This window comes from Anaerostipes butyraticus (assembly GCF_016586355.1).
GTDB classification, from domain to species: domain Bacteria; phylum Bacillota; class Clostridia; order Lachnospirales; family Lachnospiraceae; genus Anaerostipes; species Anaerostipes butyraticus.
The window spans coordinates 1-20,523 of record NZ_BLYI01000010.1 but is presented as its reverse complement, the minus strand read 5'-3'; the positions used below and the strand labels follow the sequence as shown (position 1 = coordinate 20,523).

The 20,523-nt window shown below is 36.9% G+C and carries 19 protein-coding genes and 1 other annotated feature; all 19 genes read right to left on the bottom strand.

Annotation, left to right across the window (positions count from 1 at the left end; all coding sequences use genetic code 11):
• Nucleotides 1-391: 391 nt before the first annotated feature.
• Nucleotides 392-680 (bottom strand) — a binding site (T-box leader).
• 137 nt (nt 681-817) lie between these two features.
• Nucleotides 818-1,240 carry a hypothetical protein gene (locus JMF81_RS03060; RefSeq protein WP_201310002.1) on the bottom strand — a complete coding sequence of 141 codons (423 nt, stop codon included), beginning with the start codon at nt 1,238-1,240 and terminating at the stop codon, nt 818-820.
• Nucleotides 1,241-1,750: 510 nt separating this feature from the next.
• Nucleotides 1,751-3,112, bottom strand: a complete 1,362-nt coding sequence (locus tag JMF81_RS03055; protein ID WP_201310001.1) for a hypothetical protein — start codon at nt 3,110-3,112, stop codon at nt 1,751-1,753.
• A gap of 36 nt (nt 3,113-3,148) precedes the next feature.
• A complete protein-coding gene (locus JMF81_RS03050; RefSeq protein WP_201310000.1) occupies nt 3,149-4,756 on the bottom strand; it encodes a hypothetical protein in 1,608 nt (535 codons plus the stop codon).
• Between the two features lie 31 nt (nt 4,757-4,787).
• Nucleotides 4,788-6,029, bottom strand: a complete 1,242-nt coding sequence (locus JMF81_RS03045; RefSeq protein ID WP_201309999.1) for an ADP-ribosylglycohydrolase family protein — start codon at nt 6,027-6,029, stop codon at nt 4,788-4,790.
• Entirely contained in the window at nt 6,026-6,928 is a 903-nt protein-coding gene (locus JMF81_RS03040; protein WP_201309998.1) for a TIGR02452 family protein, read from the bottom strand. The genes JMF81_RS03045 and JMF81_RS03040 overlap by 4 nt, the downstream gene beginning before the upstream one ends.
• Before the next feature lie 59 nt (nt 6,929-6,987).
• Complete coding sequence (locus JMF81_RS03035; protein ID WP_201309997.1) at nt 6,988-8,415, bottom strand: protein phosphatase 2C domain-containing protein; 1,428 nt, start codon at nt 8,413-8,415, stop codon at nt 6,988-6,990.
• A 36-nt stretch (nt 8,416-8,451) separates the two neighbouring features.
• On the bottom strand, nt 8,452-10,059 hold the full coding sequence (locus JMF81_RS03030) for a YARHG domain-containing protein (RefSeq protein ID WP_201309996.1): 1,608 nt from the start codon (nt 10,057-10,059) through the stop codon (nt 8,452-8,454).
• 80 nt (nt 10,060-10,139) lie between these two features.
• Nucleotides 10,140-10,844 carry a vWA domain-containing protein gene (locus tag JMF81_RS03025; RefSeq protein WP_201309995.1) on the bottom strand — a complete coding sequence of 235 codons (705 nt, stop codon included), beginning with the start codon at nt 10,842-10,844 and terminating at the stop codon, nt 10,140-10,142.
• Between the two features lie 56 nt (nt 10,845-10,900).
• Nucleotides 10,901-12,853: an NACHT domain-containing protein gene (locus JMF81_RS03020; protein WP_201309994.1), complete on the bottom strand. Its 1,953-nt coding sequence runs from the start codon at nt 12,851-12,853 to the stop codon at nt 10,901-10,903.
• 358 nt (nt 12,854-13,211) lie between these two features.
• Nucleotides 13,212-14,069, bottom strand: a complete 858-nt coding sequence (locus JMF81_RS03015) for a DUF5685 family protein (RefSeq protein ID WP_201309993.1) — start codon at nt 14,067-14,069, stop codon at nt 13,212-13,214.
• 11 nt (nt 14,070-14,080) lie between these two features.
• Nucleotides 14,081-15,004: a transglutaminase domain-containing protein gene (locus tag JMF81_RS03010; RefSeq protein ID WP_201309992.1), complete on the bottom strand. Its 924-nt coding sequence runs from the start codon at nt 15,002-15,004 to the stop codon at nt 14,081-14,083.
• 12 nt (nt 15,005-15,016) lie between these two features.
• Nucleotides 15,017-15,559 (bottom strand): VTT domain-containing protein, encoded by a 543-nt coding sequence (locus tag JMF81_RS03005; protein WP_201309991.1) that lies wholly within the window; start codon nt 15,557-15,559, stop codon nt 15,017-15,019.
• Nucleotides 15,540-16,862 carry a PP2C family serine/threonine-protein phosphatase gene (locus tag JMF81_RS03000; RefSeq protein ID WP_201309990.1) on the bottom strand — a complete coding sequence of 441 codons (1,323 nt, stop codon included), beginning with the start codon at nt 16,860-16,862 and terminating at the stop codon, nt 15,540-15,542. Before JMF81_RS03000 ends, JMF81_RS03005 begins: the two co-directional genes overlap by 20 nt.
• Nucleotides 16,863-17,045: 183 nt before the next feature.
• Nucleotides 17,046-17,312 (bottom strand): hypothetical protein, encoded by a 267-nt coding sequence (locus JMF81_RS02995; protein ID WP_201309989.1) that lies wholly within the window; start codon nt 17,310-17,312, stop codon nt 17,046-17,048.
• A complete protein-coding gene (locus tag JMF81_RS02990; RefSeq protein WP_201309988.1) occupies nt 17,294-18,046 on the bottom strand; it encodes a prolipoprotein diacylglyceryl transferase in 753 nt (250 codons plus the stop codon). Before JMF81_RS02990 ends, JMF81_RS02995 begins: the two co-directional genes overlap by 19 nt.
• 270 nt (nt 18,047-18,316) lie before the next feature.
• Nucleotides 18,317-18,784, bottom strand: a complete 468-nt coding sequence (locus JMF81_RS02985) for a CFI-box-CTERM domain-containing protein (RefSeq protein ID WP_201309987.1) — start codon at nt 18,782-18,784, stop codon at nt 18,317-18,319.
• Between the two features lie 106 nt (nt 18,785-18,890).
• Entirely contained in the window at nt 18,891-19,319 is a 429-nt protein-coding gene (locus tag JMF81_RS02980; protein ID WP_201309986.1) for a hypothetical protein, read from the bottom strand.
• A gap of 27 nt (nt 19,320-19,346) precedes the next feature.
• On the bottom strand, nt 19,347-20,042 hold the full coding sequence (locus JMF81_RS02975; protein ID WP_201309985.1) for a hypothetical protein: 696 nt from the start codon (nt 20,040-20,042) through the stop codon (nt 19,347-19,349).
• 133 nt (nt 20,043-20,175) lie between these two features.
• Nucleotides 20,176-20,523, bottom strand: a 348-nt coding sequence (locus JMF81_RS02970; RefSeq protein WP_201309984.1) for a hypothetical protein, incomplete at its 5' end; no start/stop codon positions are given.

Genomic DNA, 20,523 nt, shown 5'->3' with positions numbered 1-20,523 from the left:
CGCAGGTTCTGTCTCTTTGACGCTGCAAGCCACATACCTCACGACTTCGTCGTTCGTTCGCGGCTGGCGCCGCAGGTTCTGTCTCTTTGACGCTGCAAGCCACATACCTCACGACTTCGTCGTTCGTTCGCGGCTGGCGCCGCAGGTTCTATCCCTTTAACGCTGCAAGCCTCGTACCTCACGACTCCGTCGTTCGTTCGCGGCTGGCACCGCAGGTTCTATCCCTTTAACGCTGCAAGCCTCGTACCTCACGACTTCGTCGTTCGTTCGCGGCTGGCGCCGCATCAACGGATCAGTTTCCTGTCATCCGTGAGCAAGCTCCCGTCTGCCGGAAATCTGATCCGTTGACGTGGCTTGCAGCTAACGCGAAAAAAAGGCCTATCATCCCAAAACCTGGGACGATAGACCGTGGTGCCACCCATATTTAAGAGAATCCGTCAATCAGTGATCCAAAAATAAAGATCAACAAAATCTCTCCTCCTTAAGGTACTCCGCTATTGAAAGCTTTTATACCTCGTTCCCGTAACGTGGGATAACGGCGACAGTTACTTAGTTGCTAAAACAGTTCTCTGTGCTCCTCACAAATCCATTCACTCATATCATGTCTGCAGTTTCGCACCGGCCAACTGCTCTCTGTGAGACTGGGTTATGAGCTACTTACTTTTGCTCATAGGATTTATCACTCTGCTCTGTTAAATTTTTTATTATTATATGCTGAATTATTTGATTTGTCAACTTAGAATCCTGCTTTTTCACACAATTCTCACAAATGACGTCTCTGTTATGTATAATATCTGAATCCACTCAAATGGAAATATCAGGAACGGTTTGCTACATCTGCTGCCCGGCAGTATCCATAATGCTGGAAGACAACCCCATTTTCCTTTGTCTTCCATACAGCGCACTGCTTGTTCCAATCAGCCGGATTTGTACCTCCCATCTGAAAATCATATACCTGCACATCTCTGTTAATAACATCGCCTTTTCCTGAAATAAAAGTCCATCCGAATCCTCTGCCCGTTTCAGGATTCCATGTGGTTCGTGTATCTATTGCGCACCCACCATGTTCCTGATAATCCGGGCTGATTCCGGTAATTTCGCCCCATGATTCAACTTGAAAATCAAACAATCTTGAGCCCGTATAGTCATTGCCTTTAAAAGGATCCTGCCCCGGAATTGCACACTCTAAATACATACAATGCGATACATATTCATTCGGTGCAAATTCCTCAATATACATCCTCGGAGTTTCCCACTTTTTCTTTATACTCAGTTCCTCCTCCTTCATTTTCATTCATTGTAAAAAAAAGAGCACAGAATTTGTCCTAGTGACATAAACTGTACTCTTTTTGTAATATTTTGATTTTTGACTATATCATATCCTATTTCTCTTAAACAATTATATTACGTATTCTTTAGGTCTAACTTTTATAATTACTTTACAAATTTTTTATCTGCAACTCCATTTTGCACCACGGACATTCACTATTATGCGCCGGATACACATGGAATTTATTTTTATAACAAGTTCGTAGATTCTCATTTGGTTCTACTTTTGCCAAATGGTACAAAATCTTCATCCATTGTTTTGTACTTGTTCGATGTTTTATAGTTTCAAGTACTGTATCCTCTGTATAATCAAAAGTTTTCCTGAAAGCAGATTGAACCTCATCTGGTAATAATTCGAATGATGGACTCCATAATGGTACACTAATATCACATTTTTTAATATAAGGGCAAAAACCGCTTACTATCTTACTATATTTCTCGCTTCTATTCCTAAATAAGAATACTTATCTATATCATCTTTAGGTTTTCCCGTAAATGGATGTATATTTTTCATTAGTAACCTGAAAATTTGGATTGATAATGAAAACAAATCTGTACTTTGGGAAGCAATTTTTAAACCTTTTAATTGAAATTGTTCTGGCGCTGTAAGATCCAATCGAGATAATTCGCACGGAAATTCTTCTCCCGAAACATGATCCTTTACGCCTAACCTTTCACATTCTGTATATATAATTCTTCCAGTTTTTATATGTACATATAAATAATACTCTTCCAATGTTCCAACTATAATTCCGAGAGAATGTAAATAATCTACAAAAGAAGCCAGGTTATACGCAATTTGAACTGAATATTTCCAGGTAAATTGAGGGTATATTTTCAACACTTTTTCTGTACTTTGATCATTATGCACTAATCCTGTGTAGCGTAAAATATCAGATAATGCTATTGTATCACGCTGCACATTAGGAACAATAAATCCCATTAATACACCGTCCTGATATAAAATATCCAATGGCCATTCCAGTACTGGAATACCATTTACTTCATAATTAATTTTTAAAGACAGCATAACCCGAATCTTTCTTTCCAACTTATTTCTATAGTAGTTATCATCCTTAGTGATAATTTTGGCCATAATATTGCAATTATCCTGAACAGAATATGTAGAATAAGTTCCGCCATATTTAATAAGTTCTTCTAAGAGATAACTCTTGTTTTTTAATCCTTTAAAACACCTGCCATCATAAAAACTAATTACTTTATCACCGTCTACTCGCGTTTCTTCAAATACCTTTCGAATATTATCATATTCTGCTGTTAATACATCTTTTTCTTCATTGCCTGGCGGGTAATATTCTTGCAGCACTCTATAATCATATTGATTTCCTACCATCAAAGGTACATATTGAATTTTCCTGTCATTAATAGCCTCTCGCACTTCTTTACATATTTCATTTTTAAAATTTATATCTGATATTAATCCTGTCGATAGAACTAATAATCTAGGGCAGCAATAGTTAACTCCTTCTGTTCTGTACATCTTTTTACGTAGAGCTAACAATTTAAGTGCTTCATGCAATCCTTGATTTAAACATGCTGAATCAGCCGTTTGAAAGAAATCAAACGGCATAAAATCTACTCCACGAATAAATTCTTCAGCATGAACTGTATCACCATAAAATATCACACATATATCACTTTGTTCACGAAGTTCTATATCATCTTGTATTGCATACTGTAAATCATATAATGCTTTCAATACTTCAGTCCGCTCACCAGATGTATCCACAAGCACCACAATTGGTATAAAACAGGATATCATTATAATACTTTCCTTTCTTTCATTATTCCTTTGTAGTTAGCTTCCTGACAAGCAGCCGCATAAAATCACAATGCCAAAGATTACTATCAATAGAGTAGATAAAGCCCCCATTATATAAGTTACTATGGCCGCCGCTGCTCCAGCTGCAATTGCTACCGCCGGCGGAATCAAAAGAACGATACATCCTAACAGCATCCAAGGTATCCCGCTTTTAGCATAAATATAAGAATCTTCAAAATGATGTGCTAACAATATTCCTCCAATCGAAGCAATAATCGAAATAATTATTACACATTTTGCCGGCTCTAAATACTCTCCGAAAATTTGCAATATTGCTTCTGAGCCTGCATCTTTAAAAATAATCCCGCTAATCAGACCACAGATAATTATTACACAATATAATAAATAAGGTTTCCTTCGCGCAGTTTGTATTGTATAAGTTGTATGTGGTATTGCCTGACTTCCACCGGAAGAACTTTTGGAAGAAACCTGACCGGATACAATATTATTATTTGTATTTGCTGGCTGTACTGGCTTATTCGATACTATCCGAGTCTTAACAGGTTGCTCACATTTGCACCATGGACATTTAGTATTATGAATGGGATAAACATGATACTCATTTCTTCTGCATTTTACTAAACTATTATCTGTATCTTTTTTCGCCAGCGTTATTAACTCGCGGCACCATTCTGCCGCAGTTGCACGCTGTCTGATTCTTTTTAAAGATGTCATTGCGTCGTAATAAAATGTACGTTTGAACAAATTCTGCAAATTTGGCGGCAAAATCGAAAGTTCCGGTGCCCATGCCGGAATGGTCAGAGCGCATTTCCGCACATAAGGGCAATTTCCATTTATAATATTTATATTTCCCGATGCAACAGCGGGAATTGATGGTCCGGGAGATGAAACACCTCCGAATGGATCCGCATTTCTCATCAGCAGTCTAAAAATATGGATTGCTAATGTAAAATTATCTGTCTCTTTCGTAAACCTTCCCTTTAATTTCCCTCCTGTCTGCAATTCCGGCGCTAACATTTCTGGAAAACCAACCTCACACGGAAAGCGTTCTCCTGTCTGTTTATCTGTAATATCAAATGAATCGCAGTCAATTAATACAATAGCCCCTGTCTTCGTATCAGCAAAAATATTATTATAATTCAAATCACCTATCACAATCCCCCGCGAATGTACATAACTAACAACCCATGAAAGGTTATATGCAAATTGAACCGAATATTTCCAGGTAAATTCCGGATATATCTTCAATACTTTTTTCGTACTGGGGTTATTAGAATCGGCTCTCCAGCAGCGCTGAATATCATAAATTCCCAGCATGTCAGAAATTATAGGCATGACAAAGCCGACGCATACTCCTTGCTGATACAATATATCCAACGGCCATGCCAGCCTTAATATACCATCTACCCGAACAGGCAAATCCAATTTTAACATTGCTTTCAGTTTCCGCTCTCTTTGATCTCTGAGAGTTCTATTCTGCAGGATTTTCTTATTGTATATTTTTGCAACTTTATCGTTGTTTCCTTGGATTGTAAAAACGCTTCCTTCCCCGCCTGCTCCCAGTTGCCGGATCAGATTGTATGTAATGCCTGACACACCTTTACAAACTAATGTTGTATTCATCTTTTTTATCCTCTTAACTTCCTGATTGGTATCATGAAGGCTTTGTTCTCCTGGCTGCACGCTTTATCCGCAGGAATCCTGCTTTCATAACTTTTAAGAAAGACTCATTTTTCTTATCCCTCATATAACCATGTGTAACATACTTTCTCTTCCACTCCGGATCTTTATATTGTCCATATTCCGTCATCGAACATCCATAGCATAAATCATCCGCCATTTCTAAAATAACATCTGAAAGTTCCAAATTGGTCTTCCATTTTTCTTCTATTACTTCATATCCGCAGACAGCTCCCAGAATGTTCCCTGCGACTGCTCCTGTGGAATCGCTGTCACCGTTATGATTCACAGAAGCAATCAATCCAGCAGAAAAATTATTCTGATATTTTAAAGCACAGTAGACAGCAATTGCCAGTGTCTCTTCTGCCACCCAGCCTTCGCCTAAACGATGAATATTGACGATATCCTCTTTTTCATTTTCTGATAACTCAACCGACAAATTTATGATCTGAATCAATTTCTCCAGATGCTCATCACCCGCAAATATCTCAGCCACTGTATCTCTTGCCTCAAGAACTATTTCTTTTAATGTCAGCGGTTTTTCAGGATAAACGATGCGCTGAATGATATGGACCAGAACCGCAGCCGGCATATATCCGAGAGAATGTCCATGAGTAATCGCCGCAGTCTCAGCACCTTCCCAGTCAAGCATCCTGATATCTGTCATCTTTCTCAGTCCTATCGGAGCCACCCGCATAATCCCGCCGCATCCTTTGCTGTTACTTTGCGGCTGCCGAATGAAACTTTCCGGCTGTGATTTCTCATACCGCTGCAAATGAAGGATATCCAGACAGGTATTGCCGGGTGCCCGCCACGCATATAATTCCGGAACATCCAATAACCAGGATGTTGTCCATTTTACAGCTTCCTGCGGCTGTTTCCTGCTTTCCTCAAAGGTCATTTCCTGCGTATGAAGCCAGTCCTGATAAGATGATGGCAGATAAACATGAGGCATCCCGCCAACCCCTCGCAGTTTCAGTCTTGTCTCACCTGTTAAAATACCATTTACCGTAAACAGCGTCATTTGTGTATCGTCCGAGATAAGCGCCTTCCCACTTTTCGGATCAAGTGCATATTCTTGTATTCCTCTCGGACCATATTCACTGAAAATATCGTTTTCTTTCATAAATTCCACCGGATATCCCAAAGCGTCTCCAGCGGCTCCTCCAAACAGGCATCCTCTGATCGCATTCTGATAAATTCCCGTCTCTTTCATGCTTCTTCCGCTTCCTGATAATAATGTTCTGCTCCAAAATTCCGATAAAATTCCTTAAATTTTTTCTGTTCTTCGCTTCTATCAAGTACGGCAAAATGAATCCGGTCAAAGAGATCTTTCTCATCAAATCCGTGATAATCCATTTCTCTCAAAACTTCAAAAAATAAATCTGACATTATTCGTGCATCGTTTCCAAAGACTCCGCATCCCCAGGCTCCCAGCACCAAATACCGATATCCGAAATATGCGGCGCATTTCAGCATGCCTTCAATTCTCTGACGTACCATATTTCGATATTTTTCCGGTTCCATACAATGCTCTCCTGTCCTGACAATAGGCGCCGCACATGTTAAAACTGCAGCAATCATTGTCTCATCCAGCAGATTCCCATTTTTATCACGAATCACTTCCACCTGCGGGGAAAAAATCATGGCATCCGATGAATTATACACGTTTTGTTTTCTATTATATTCATAGTATTTCATGGCCTGTTTTCCCTCTAACGATAGCAAAAGAGAACTCTTTCTGCACAGATCTTCTTCCTGCGCTCTGGCTCCGATCCTCACGCCTCCTCCGGGATTGACGGGATTGGCAAAATTCAATACCAGAACCGGTTTCTCTGGATTTTTCTGCAAGGAAGCAAGTATCTTATCTTCATACTGTGTTGCGACAAACGTGTCTTCGTTTGTACAGTCAAAACCGCACCTCCCCAACTTGTGAGTTCCTTCAAAATCCGCGTCTCTGCAGATAAAATACACGTCATCCGGCAGAAGAACCTGTGCTTTTCTCATTTCCGCTGCGGATAATTTAAGTTTTACAGTTTTTCCATTTACTTCATACTGTCCCTGTTTCAGGATTTGCAGTGTATCCAACAACATATCCACATTTTGATTTCTCATGATTTTCCCCTTTTTACTTTTAGACATTTTTTATAATATTTCTCACAGATGAAATATTCTCACAAAGCTCCAATTATCATAAAACCAGCCGCAACCAGCAATACAATAAACAAAATCAAAATAACACACAGAACTATGATTTTTTTCCATTTATATTTTCTTTTTACCCTACGCCTCTTCTTTTTTCGAGACTTCCGATTCGTCTTCTGTAAATCACCATCTGATTTATTCAAATCCGATTCCTTTTGGGACTCTGAAATTTGATCAGGCTCTTGCTCATCTTTTGTCTTTTTGCTCTTTTTTTTCAGTTTTTTGCCGCAGTTTCTGCAAAATTTATCCCCTTCATTAACATATTCATGACAATACGGGCAAATCAAATCTGTTCCATCTTCTTCATCCTCAGAATCATCTTCTATTTTCTTAAACTTTGCCATATCAGGATACAGTGCCGCATTCACCTTTTCCTGATATTCCTTTGTTTTTTGATTCCATTCTTCTTCATCAAAGACCGGGAAGTTCTGTTTTTTAAGTTTTTTCTGATTTGTAACCACAACCATAGTCAAATCGTCTGTAACAGCCTTACGATATTCTTTCCCGGCCATATAATCGTAATAAAAATCTAAAATGTCCTGTATCTGCTTTCTTTTAGTCTGTTTCGTCTCAAACGCCGGTTGAATAAATGGATAATAGACTCTATTTTCTTCCTTCTCTCCTCTGACAAAGGCATCCAATACTCCGTCCGTTGCCATAACAAATCCATTGACTTCCCTATCTACTTTTAATACCTGCCAATATTGTGATCCTGCCTGCAGCGGATAAACGCTGCTTGCTTCCTCTCCCTTAATTCTGGAAGTGACAAGTTCCAGTTTCCCATCCTCTGTCAATACAACCACACCATCATCGCCGGCATGAGAAATGTAAAGAGTTGATCCATCATAGATTGTAATTGTTAATGTTGACTGAAATGAATATTCCAGCTGTTCCATTTCTTCTGCTGCTTTTCTTACCGCCTCATTTGCATACTGCATTGTATCACGCAGCATATCTCCAATTACCTTATCTTCAAACTCTTCACCCTCATAATTCTCTATTTTTTCTTTTAAATAAGCCACCGATAATTCAGTTGCTATTCCTGAACCATAGTGAGACAATGCACAGCTTCCTACTCCATCTGCAATTGCAGCAATAATAATTGGCCTGTTATGATTCGCCACAAGGACCTTACATCGATCCTGACAAGGGGTATCGTTTTTTATATGCGACTCTCCTCTTTGTGAAAATCCCCAATATACAATGTCCTGATTCATTCCAAAAAACGGCGTGCTTTCTTTTGGCGCAGGAGCAAGCTTAATTTCCTCTTCCTCTTCATGTTCTTTCAAATTTTCTTTGCCTTTGTCCTCTGTATCTGCAAAAATTTCCTTCTCCTTAATTACTACTTTCTCATCACACTCTTTTAATCTTTTGTGTTTTTTTAATCGAAATGCCACGTGTTTTCCTCCTAATTTAACAATTTAAAAATATATTTAATTGCTATTTGTATTTTCATAATCCGCCATAAATTTGACATTTTCCTTTTCATAGTTATTAAATTCAGAATCCAGGATGTATTCATCAAAATATTCGGGTTCATATTCCGCTACATACCAGTCTTTTCCATCGAAATAATCTTGTATCCATTCCGTGTCAAACTTTCGGCCATGTCTTGCAAATATTTCATTTCGGGCCAGCTGAACCTCCCTGTCTGTCAATGATTCCAAATCTTCTTCTGTAATGTAGCTCGTATCACTGTCAGTCAGAATATAGTCATCACTATCTTCTTCATCCGTTTCATCTTCGGAATCATAATATGAATCGTCATATGTTTCGTCTTCGGAATCATAGTATGAATCATTATATGTCTCATCTTCCTGAGTGTTATCATAAGAAGTATCAGTTCCTCCCCAGCTGCCGCCATCATAAACATAATATTTATATGCAATTGCCAAAACAGCAATAATTCCAAGAATTGGTATAATAACCCACCATCGATTTGTTGTTTTAGGTGTTGGACTCGGCCCTGGTATTGGTTTTGGCCTTGGTGTTTGTTTATGTTTGGCACACCATGGACACTCGCTATTGTGTGCAGGATAAACATGTCTCCTATTCTTAGGACAACGTTTCAATTTGGGATTCGGTTCAGGTTTCGCATATGGCAATAAAGCAACGCACCATTCATATGCCGAAGTTCTTTCCGGGATTTTCTTCATTGCTGTTAAAGCGGTGTAATCAAAAGTTTTTTTAAATAAGTAAAGAATTTCCTGCGGCAGCATCTTTGGGTCAACCGCCCATTCAGGTCTCGCTCTCCCAGGCACATCTCTTACATATACACATTCCCCATTGCATATCGCCCGGTTTTCAGGTATGCTGCTTACAGATTCCGCTGTTTTTATTACTGCACCAAACGGATCTGCATTGTCCATCAGCAATCTGAAAATATGAATTGCCAATGAAAAATAATCTGTACTTTTCGTAAAATTCGCTTTCCTTAAATCACCTACTGTCTGCAGTTCCGGTGCCAGCATCTCTGGCAGTCCTACTGTACATGGGAAGTGCTCTTTCGTAACAGGATCAACAATATCAAAAGAATCGCAATCGATAATCACAATTGTTCCGGCTTCTACATTGACAGCTATATTATTCTGATTAAAATCTCCAATAATAATGTTATAAGAATGAAGATAATTTACCAGCCACGCCAGATGAAATGCATACTGAACGGAATATTTCCAATTATAATCGGGATATATTTTATCTCGCTGCTGTCCGCCCCGGTATATATCATAGATTTTATATTTTGTATGTATCTTTGGCATAGTAAAACCTACCATCATACCATTTTCATACAAAATATCCTGTGGCCATGCCACACGAGCAACCCCATCAACAACATATGGAAGTTTCATTGCAATCATAGCCTTCAATTTCCGTTCCATAACAGCCCGTTCATTGCTGTCCTTAAACTTTGTAGTTTTATAAATTTTCGCTACAATTTCTTTATATCCTTCGACAGTATATACTGTACCTTCCCCTCCTGCACCTAATTGCTTAACGGTTACATATTTTGTTCCATATTGACCATAATATATTGCCATTTTCATCACCACCATGCTGAAATACACGAAAGAGAGCTCACAAACGATGAACTCTCTTTCTAATTACATTTTTCTAATTATTAAATACCTACTGTAATCACGCTTGGAGTCTCTGGCAGTTCTATAGAATCTGACACGGTTGGATCTGAATTAGACACTACAGCTATACTATTACTTAACCATACAAACGCTTCTCTAAAATTAACTGCATTTGCCTGCAAAACTATTTTAGATTTCGTTTCTTCCGGATAGTAACTCTGTAATTTTGTTTTATCTGCATTTCCGATTCCCATTGGCATATAAACAACTTTTTTATCCCGAATAGCCTGCTGAAGTCTATTTCTTGCCTCACTTTCACGATTTGTATCTGTCGGAGCGCCATCCGTAAGAACAAATAACCAAGGACGATAATAAGAAACGCCCTGTTCCTTATATTGAGCCTTCCTTTCCTCAATAGCATTAAGCGCTTCTATTATTGCCTCATTTAAAGACGTCAGTCCGTTTGCTGCAAGTCTAGGTGCCTGATAATCTGTCGCCGGTCTGAAACCTACTTCAGTCTTTACTTCAGAATTAAAAGAAATTACAGAAACCTCAGCTCTCCCCAATGCCAGCGAATCTTCTTGTAAGGCCTGTCCGAATTCAATCAGCCCCTGATTAAGTTCATCAATTGATGCTCCCGCCATGGAACCAGATATATCAACAAGGAGTACTGCCGGAATATGACGTTCACCCTGATTCGCAACAGGTAATAAATCTTCTTGTTTAGATTTAAACATTTTTTTCATTTCCTTTCTCTTTTGTATATACTTTTAATAAATTCATTATAATATTACGTTGATACTTAGTACATTGCGTTTTTTTCCAAAGTTGCACTCTCTTTTTTCCCTTTCGGTATGGAAATAACCGCATAATATATTCGTTTCAATCTTTTCAACCATACGGATTGTTTTCTGCTTTTATCTTCTGGCAAATTGGGATTCTCTAAAGAGCCCTGTTTCATCATCTCCTTTAACGCCCACAAACAGACATTTGTATCTTTCATGCTGCTATATGTTAATAAAATACCTGCTGTTATTTTGAATAATAAATCAAATTTTTCCTCATTAATATTCACGTAGAACATTGCATCCTGTTCACAGCATATTCTATAAAACATAAAAATCAGTACCATTGAAAATTCTTCCGCAGACAATTTTGAAAATTCGTCTAAAAGGATTCCCGAACATTGCTTTTTCCCACATTCTTCTATAATCTCAATAAAATAATCAGATAAAATGCTGCAAAAATTTATGCGGTTGCTAAATTGAAAGCTATTTTTATATTCCGCTCTTTCTATTAATATTCTATTTTTTTGAACATGTTTCCAAATTTTCTCTGGATGTTTTATTTTTCCTTTCAGTCTGATAAAAAAATTTTGATTGATTATCTTTTCCGGAATAATCAATTCATTATTATCTTTTCTTGTATCAAGTAGTTCTGCTGCTAAAAATTCTAAAAATTCTTTACATTCATATTCTGATATTTCATAACTGCATTTACTGGCAATTTCTTCTTCAATATATTCCGATACCAGAGATTGAAAATATGTTTTATTATCTTTTTCCAAATACTTTAAAAATTTCTTCGGTGTATCGATAAACTCTTTCAGTATCGGATTATCGTCCAGCGACTGCTTTACATATGTATAATTTACGTCCATATGACTGCAAATCTTTTCACAATTCTCAGAAGTATAGCTGAATTGATCAATATGGAAAAATTTATACTGTGACAGTCTTTTCATTTCCGAATGTTCTAATTCTGATCCGAAAAATATTACATGCAGATTTGGAAACCTCATACATAACTCATCTACTTTTTTCATCAGCTCCCAGAAACATTCCTGTTTCATTTGTGAACCTTCATCTATCAGCAGCAAAAGTTCTCCAGCATATGCTTTTCTTTCACAATATTGTATTATATTATTTTTGCACTCCCCAAAATGCCGCAGGGAATCCTCTCGATTTTTATTCCCGATTTCCTGCGTCTGTAAAAACATATAATCTAACGCACAATTAAGAATTCCTTTTTCTCTTATATCCTCTGTATCTATCTCGGTGCAGTCAAAAAGCATCGGAATGAACCTCTTTTCTTTTAATCCGATTTGCTCTCTGATTTTTTTTGTTAAATCATAATCTTTCATTTCATTTCTGCACGCCAGCACTACAATTTTGGCAAGAAAACTTTTCCCACTGCCTTCCTTCCCTTCAACAAAAGCTCTAACTCTGCCAAAAGAATCGTAACTCAACAAACGGGATGTCTCATCATCTCCAATTAATCCAGGAATAAAGTAATATTCTTCCACTATTCTCTTTCTCAGGTCAAAATTTTTGTCTGTGGCACATCTTGCATCCTGAATAGTCCACAGAACATTTATAATCTGACTGGCTTCTGTTGTTCTTTTCATTGCATCGAACAGACGTGAATCAACATTCTGATCAAGCATTCTATCCACAACATTTCTGCCCTTCTGATAATTGTTTTCCTTGTGATCTTCGTGGTATGGCAGTTCTACCAGCAGTGAATGATACAATGCCGCAAATAATAAATATCTTAAATTCTTTTCTTCACAAAAACAAACATCTGGAATACACTCGGCATTAATATACCCTAATACCGGCATGGATTTAAAAAGCAGTTTTTTTGCTTCTTCGATTCCTATATAAAAATTTGCATCAGCATAATTTCCTGCTGCCAATACAATTGTTAAAGCAAAGCCAAAAAGAAAATAAGGTCTTGTTCCTTTTTGATTCACAACAATATTATTAAATGTATTGGATAATGTTTTCCGTTTTCCGGGATTGTTAAATTGTTCTATAACATCTTCCGTATATTTCTGTAAAACATCCACTTCTAAATCAATCCGGCTCAGTGATACTTTCTTATAGTAATTTACAATATCATCTTTCAGTTCCGTTTTGTCATGCAGTGTTTTCCAGGCTAAAACGGCCCAATCTTTTACAAGTATCTCTTTCATTCGATTATCAAATTTCATTCCCGTATCTCTGCATTTTATATATCTCTCTTTTTTCGATGGATTATTTGAAATCACTGATAAAATGTCACAAATGAAATTAAACCCCTGCATATCCTTTCCTTTCATCATTAGTGTTCTATATGGTTTCCCAAGTTTGCTCATATAATTTATTAAAAATCCGTCGTCGTCTTTCCGGCAGCTGTATTACATACAGTTGTTTTAAAAGATCCCCATACCGACGAACCGGGAGATAATTTATCAGTGTACCTGCTTCTTTTTCAAGACAATATACATAATTTTCCCAGTTTGGCGGAGTATCTTTTAATGTCCATGGATTAAAATGATCATATTTCTTATCTTCCGCATAATCATCTGCTGCATCAACAAGATATACCCAGCGTCCCCATAAATTGAATATTTTTTCTATATCTGATATTTCTCTTATTCCAGATACTTCTGACAACAAACGACCTATTGTTCCTATAATACCTCCGCAGGCATTCACTACACTTTCAAATCCACAAAACACTTTTTGTGCCATTCTTTCCTTTGACATGTATTCCAAATATTTCTTTTCTAATATCTCATACACATCTTTTCCCTGATTTCCCATCTTCCTGAGTTTATAATCTGAAATGGCTAATAATATTTTATCCTGTACTCTATTCAGATCTTCGACATTATCCTGAATCTCAAAATTTGCTATTATCATAGATATCTCTGCCGCCATAAAATAACGCTGCTCATTAAGTCCTGCCAAATTTCTCCACATAAAGGGCGACAAACTACAGCTCCTTTTAATCCACTTAGATTTATCGGAACATATAGAATCTATCATCAAGAGCATATCCACGATTTCATAGTTTAATGCAAGTGTTCCTGTCGCACCATATCGACTTTTTAATATCCTGCAGAGGCCGCAGTATACAGCCTGATATATTTTTCGTTGTTCTTTATCAAATGCCCCTTTTATTGGCCTCATATAACCTATCATTTCTCTGTCACTCACTTTTGAATTATTATCATCTGACTTTCCACAGAATAAGAAACCTTATGTGTCATCAACAGTGGGTTCGTTAGTCCTGCAGTAACTACAAGGCGTTCAATTTCTCTTCCGTCTAATGTACGTCCAAAATCTAAATAAATTTCTGCACACTCTAATCCTCCTATTGTTCTTAAGCACTTTTTTAATTCTCTCTTATTATGGACAATAAAGTATTCATTGTTCTTATTTCTCAATCGACACTCCGGTATTATAGAATTATCCCATGAATAACCAATCATTTCTTTTGAACTGCGCATAAAATTTTTTCTTCCTGCGTCATTCAAATCATTCGTAACATCCACAAAAGAGGGTTCGTTATCAATCCAAATCATATTCCACCCATGAGGACTTCCATTCAAATCTCCAGCAACATAAATGCATGGAATTCCGGCCAAGTCACATAAATACTTATATGCCATTGATATTCCCTCACATACAGCCTGATGATCACAGATTACACCTGCTATGCTGTGGGATCGTATTCCGTTACTTTCTCCATATGTCGTATTTCTTATAATTACATCATGCAGCCATAATGCCAATTCTACATTTCTAAGATTTTTGGGTTTATGATTTATGATATAGCTTCCCCATTTTCCGCAGTAATCTAATATTTTTCTTGCTTCATTTTTTTCATAAAGATAATCCCCCAGAACATATAATTCCTGAGCCAATTGCGAATATTCAATATGATAAAAATTAACATAAAACAATAACGGATTATCGAAATGGATTGCCTGCGTAATCAAAGAAGTATCACTGTCTGGCATATTTATCTTTATACTGTTTTCAAATTTACCCCATTGATTTTTTAACGTGTCATATATCATTCGATCTTTTTTATTTAACTGATTCCTGTAATATAATGTAGTTTCTTCTCTCATAACTAACCGCCGCTAAATTTTGTATATTTTCTGCAAAACAAATACAAATAGGAACATTTTTAACGTCTTGCCAATTAAACAGGCGCTCAAGTATTTATATACCGGCATCCGGCCCGCCCCTGCTGTTATGCCTATAAAATCAAAACCAGGAACAGGGAGAAAAGCAAACAACGATACTATAGCAAAGCCATTCTTCTTTACATATTTTTTTACTTTCTCCAATATCATTCGATTCCCGGCTGCTTTATTTCCAATCTTTCCACAATAAAAACTTATTAATTCTCCCAAAGCTGTTCCCATTCCTCCAATACAGCAGCATATACCAGGACTTAACACTGCTGATGCACTTATGGTGAAGGCTATTCCACTGGCTGGTAAAAAAACAGTTGCATTTGTCAAAAAACATGCCATAAATAATCCTGCATATCCTGCCACGGACAAATTCTGTATACCTTCCTTAAAAATGAAGAACGGAATAGATCCAATGCATGCAATAGAAATCACTAATAAAACAGATCCAACATTTCTAATGAATTTAGTCATTACTTTCATCATTCTTGCCTTTTTCCGCAGAATTTCTTTGGTCATTTCTCTTTTTCAAATCCTTGGAAATTTGCCCCATGGTTTCTCCGAGATAAGATGTCGCCCGATATACCCCTTTTAACAAAATATCCGCTGAAGCAGAGGCCAATTCTTTCATCCCGTCATTCATTTTATGAGCGGCAATTTTAGCTTGTTTTGCGGCTTCTTCTGTATTTATGGATTTCCCCTTTTCCGATAGCTTTTCAGAGATTCTCTGCTGTGATTTTGTCTTACTATCAGACGGGTACAATGCAGCCTTTCGCTTCTTTTCATATTTTTTTGTCTGTTTATCCCATTCTTGCCGTTTAAAATTGGGCTTTACGGACTTCTGAATCACCTCATGATTCACAACGCTGACAAAAGATATATCATCGGTTACACTTTTTCTATATGACTCTGATGCCATATATTCATACCAGTCACGACAATTCTTTTTAACATCTTCTTCATTTTTCTGTATATCATAAAAAACGGCTTCTACAAATGGATAATATATTCTATTGTTTTCTGCCGCAGGTCTTACAAATGCGTCTAAAACACCATCTGTTGCCATCATAAATGCTACTACATCATTTACCTTTCCAAACTGCCATGTATTTTTACTTTGAAGAGGATAAACGCTGCTGACTTCTTCTCCTTTATGCCGTGAAGTTACCATTGCATAAATTCCCTTCTGATTTTGTGCTACAATGCCATCATCACCTGCATGCGCAAAATATAATGTATTTCCGTCATAAACAGCTACTGTTAATGTTGACTGAAATGAATAGGAGAACTGCTGCAATTCCATTGATCGCTTTTCAACACAATCCGTTGCATACAGCATCATTTCCCTTAATATTTGCCCCATTCTTGGAGAATCGTCAAACTTGAATCCTTTCTGTTTCATTTCTTTATTGAAGTATTCTTCTAAAAACATCAAGCTTGAATTTACCGCAATCTCTGCCCCATAATCAGAAAGAGCACAACTTCCCACGCCATCTGCGATTGCCGCCACAATAATTTTGTCATTAATAAGTTTAAATCCGCTGCGATCCTGACATGGTACATTGTTTTTTATATGAGATTCTCCCTGCTGTGAAAAGCACAAAATACTAATATTATGCAGGAAAGCATATGACGGATCCGGAAGTATTATTGGGGGCAATACACTTTCTGTACTTTTCTTGTTTTCCTTTATATCATTCTTTTTAGAAATTTGTTCATTAACGCTGTTCCCGGTTTCTGAGAAATCTTCCATTATTTTATCTTCTTCATTCAATTCATTTTCATGCATAACTCTCCTCCAAGCATAATTTCCAGTATTTCAATCTTTAATTTGTCACATTATATCAAAAAGTAATAGAAAATTTGTTTTTCAAACAAAATCTGTATTGTTTTTGTAATATTCTGACTATATAAAATTCCAAAAAAATCAGGTGTGACACTGCACACCTGACCATAATTACCATACAATTTTTTACAGACCTGATAATAATCCTGCAGATCCTGCAGTAGCACATCCGGCACATCCGACACAAGCAACGAAGAATGCAAGTGAAATAGCTGTTCCTACAACAGAGCAAACAAAACCACTTTTTGCAAGTGAATTTGCAGGGTCGTTCTTTTTTGCCATTGATCCTAAAACAGTACCTACAATTCCTAAAATAGCTCCAACTGGAACTCCAAATCCAAATACTCCTAATACGATAGAAATAATTCCAAGTACTAATGATGCAACTCCCATTTTTCTCTCCTTCTCTTCTTATAAATTTTAAATAAACAAAATCCCCCAATAATACATCCGATTCCCAGGCTAATCCACTGGGACGTAGAAAACAACAACCATCTCCCACGTTCCGAATCTCCCCTAAAATTTTCCAACAAGAATCTTATAATCACATAACTGGTCAAATACAAATATATGCCAAACATTCCCTGTCCTTTTTTTACTATTAAATCAATAATAATCACAGCAATCAAAAAATCAGCAATCGCTTCTAACAGTTGAACAGGAAACAATGAAATCCCGACTGGAGCAAGTGTAGGTGCCTGATAATCTACACAAAATGGACCGTCATACGGGATTCCGTAACAGCACCCCGCAAAAAAACATCCTATTCGTCCAAATCCGTGTGCAATTGGCAGACATGGTATCGCCGTTTTTACATAATTCATTACATTAATATCAGATATTTGATTTACCAATACCAGTCCCAAAATACCGCCGATTAATCCTCCATAGAATACAAATCCTCCGCCAAGAAGCTGCTGTATATAATTCCATTCCAGAATCTTTCCCCACTCAATCTCTTTCCAATTGATTATCAAATACAAAAGTTTTGCACCAAACATGCCAAACAATAGAACAATACCTGATAAAATAAAGAAATCATCTTCTGATAGTCCTTCTCTTATAACTAATTTGTATCCAACCGCACCTGCAATTATAATTCCTGCAGAAATCATTATTCCATACATAGGAACAATTCTTCCAAAAATATTAATGCAAAAAGTTTCCATATTACTTTATCTCTCTTGTGTCATTCACCCCCTTAGTTTTTTGAACTGACTTCATCAATTTATAATCTTCATCTATAACCACAATCAGTATTTTTCTGTGATTTCGCGACTGCTTTCTTCATATTACCAAAAAAAGATACCTAATATATCTTTTCGACAAAATCTGTCATTTTTTTGTAATATTCTGTTATCAAATAGATTTTTCATCCTTGCTCATTTAAGTTCTGATTATATTTTTTTCAGCTTATAAACCATCAACATGTAATGTATTACGGCTTCATCATAATCTTTCTGTTCTATCAGATTTATGATCACTTTAATTTTTTGATAAATTTCTTCATAAATTGTTTCTTTCGCCACACTCTTTTCAATTGCTTCTATAATTCCTGGCGCGTCTTTATAATATAATTTAATTATTTCACGCCCATATTTTTTTTGCGATAAATAAGTGTCTCTGAACTTTCTCATCATCTGCAATTCATAGCAATCATCCTCCAGCCCTTTATATTCACAACAAGCAGTTGTAAGAAAACATCCTCCGCCACTGTATGCGTTATTTCCTTTTCTCCAATTACGACATGAATCATTTGAATAATAATACGTTCTGTAAAAACTGCAATATCCCTTTACATTTTCTCCTTCGTATTCATAATATTCACAGGATCCACAGGTTCCTTCTGCTGCATAGTATGACATCTATTTTCCTCCTCATTTTTTTGATTTTCTACACTATACCAAAAAAAAGTACAAAATTTGTTTTTTAAACAAATTCTGTACTCTTTTTGTAATATTCCGATTTTTCTCATTTTGTTTTCATAACGACAATTTCTGCCTGCAGCCTGTTTCCTTTTTTTCGAATCTGTGCGTTCCCGCCGCATTGTTTCGCACACAATTTGATTTCTTTCAGCATGTGTCTCTGATTATCTGCCGGCCAGTCACATTCCATCCAGAACACATTCTGATTTTGAACGGTTCCGCCCCGGATTTTTACTATCCGGCCAGCCTTGTATATTTCTTCCGCGTAAATCACTGCAGCTGTTTCCATCAGGCACATTAAAATCTTACCGATACATACTTCATCCACACTGCCGCTTTTATATCCGGAGAAAGATGCTTCCAGCTCGATTCCTTTTTTCTGAAAAGTATTTCCATAATAATACAGGATTGCATCCACTGTCATGTCATCGCTGAATGTCCCCGGCTGGATTGTCTTATACTGATGGTGCAGCATTTCTAAATATTTTTTAATCCTTTTCTTTTAGGTCATTTCCGCCTTGATTTGTTGTATTTCCTCCATCTGAGCATTCATGATCTGATGCATTTTTTCTATTTCCCAGATTTGCTGTATGATAGCTTCATGATAAAGACTCATCAACTCACTCTGCTTTACAAGATAAGAGTGTTCCTGTCGGAGCTGCCTGCGATATGACTGCCCGATGCGCATTCCAATCATAACGAGAAGCATGACCCACACAATACTTCCAACCGCACATACGAATACACACAAAATCAGTGTATCATTATAATCCGGAATCATGGTAATAATAGAAAATCCGATCCAAATAACAGCAATTACCGCCCATACTTTTTTATGCTTCAGCTGGTATTTCCGTATTCTTTTCAGTTTCTCCCCAAAAAGAAAATAAAACAGGGTACAGATTCCAAACATCGCCACAGGTATTAGTCCATCCTTTATTTTGAGTCTGCCGCCAATTTCCCAGATGTTATGATTCCCCTCGATAATATTTACAAGCGCTGCCAGGCTCCCTCCCGGCAATCCCGCCAGTATCTCGCATATGGTACTGACTAATATAATCTTTAAGATTCCGCCGTCAAATACGTAACAAAATACAATAAAATTGAGGATTGCTGCTATTCCAACCGAAAATACATATATATAAGTAAATACCGGATCTTTTCCAACATATTCTCCATATATCTGGTTCATAATCACATTGACTATCACTGCTTTGAAAAAAAGATAAATGCCGGCAATTTTCCCTGATCTCCTTTTTCCCAGAAAAAGGCATAACATAGCATAAAATGCAGAAAGATTGGTGGCTAAAATTAATATGAATCTCGTCAAATTACTTATCTTGTCCATTTTTCCCATTCCCTGTCAATATGATTTCCAGTTCCATCCGATTCCTGCTTCTAATAACCCGGCTCTTTCCGTTATACTGTTTTACACATTTTTTTAATACTTTCAGTGCTTTTTTATTATGATCTTCTATCCAGCGCTGAATCGGCAATAACCTTTTATTCTTTGTTCTTTCCGATATTCCATATTCCAGTCTGAAAATAACCTGATTCTTCACTGTGCCTCCATACAGTTTTACCTTATGCTCCTGCCCTTCTTTCAAATCATTCGTCAAAGCAGTTTCCATCAGACACATCAGAATTTTTCCTGCACACATTTCATCCAGGCTGTTTCT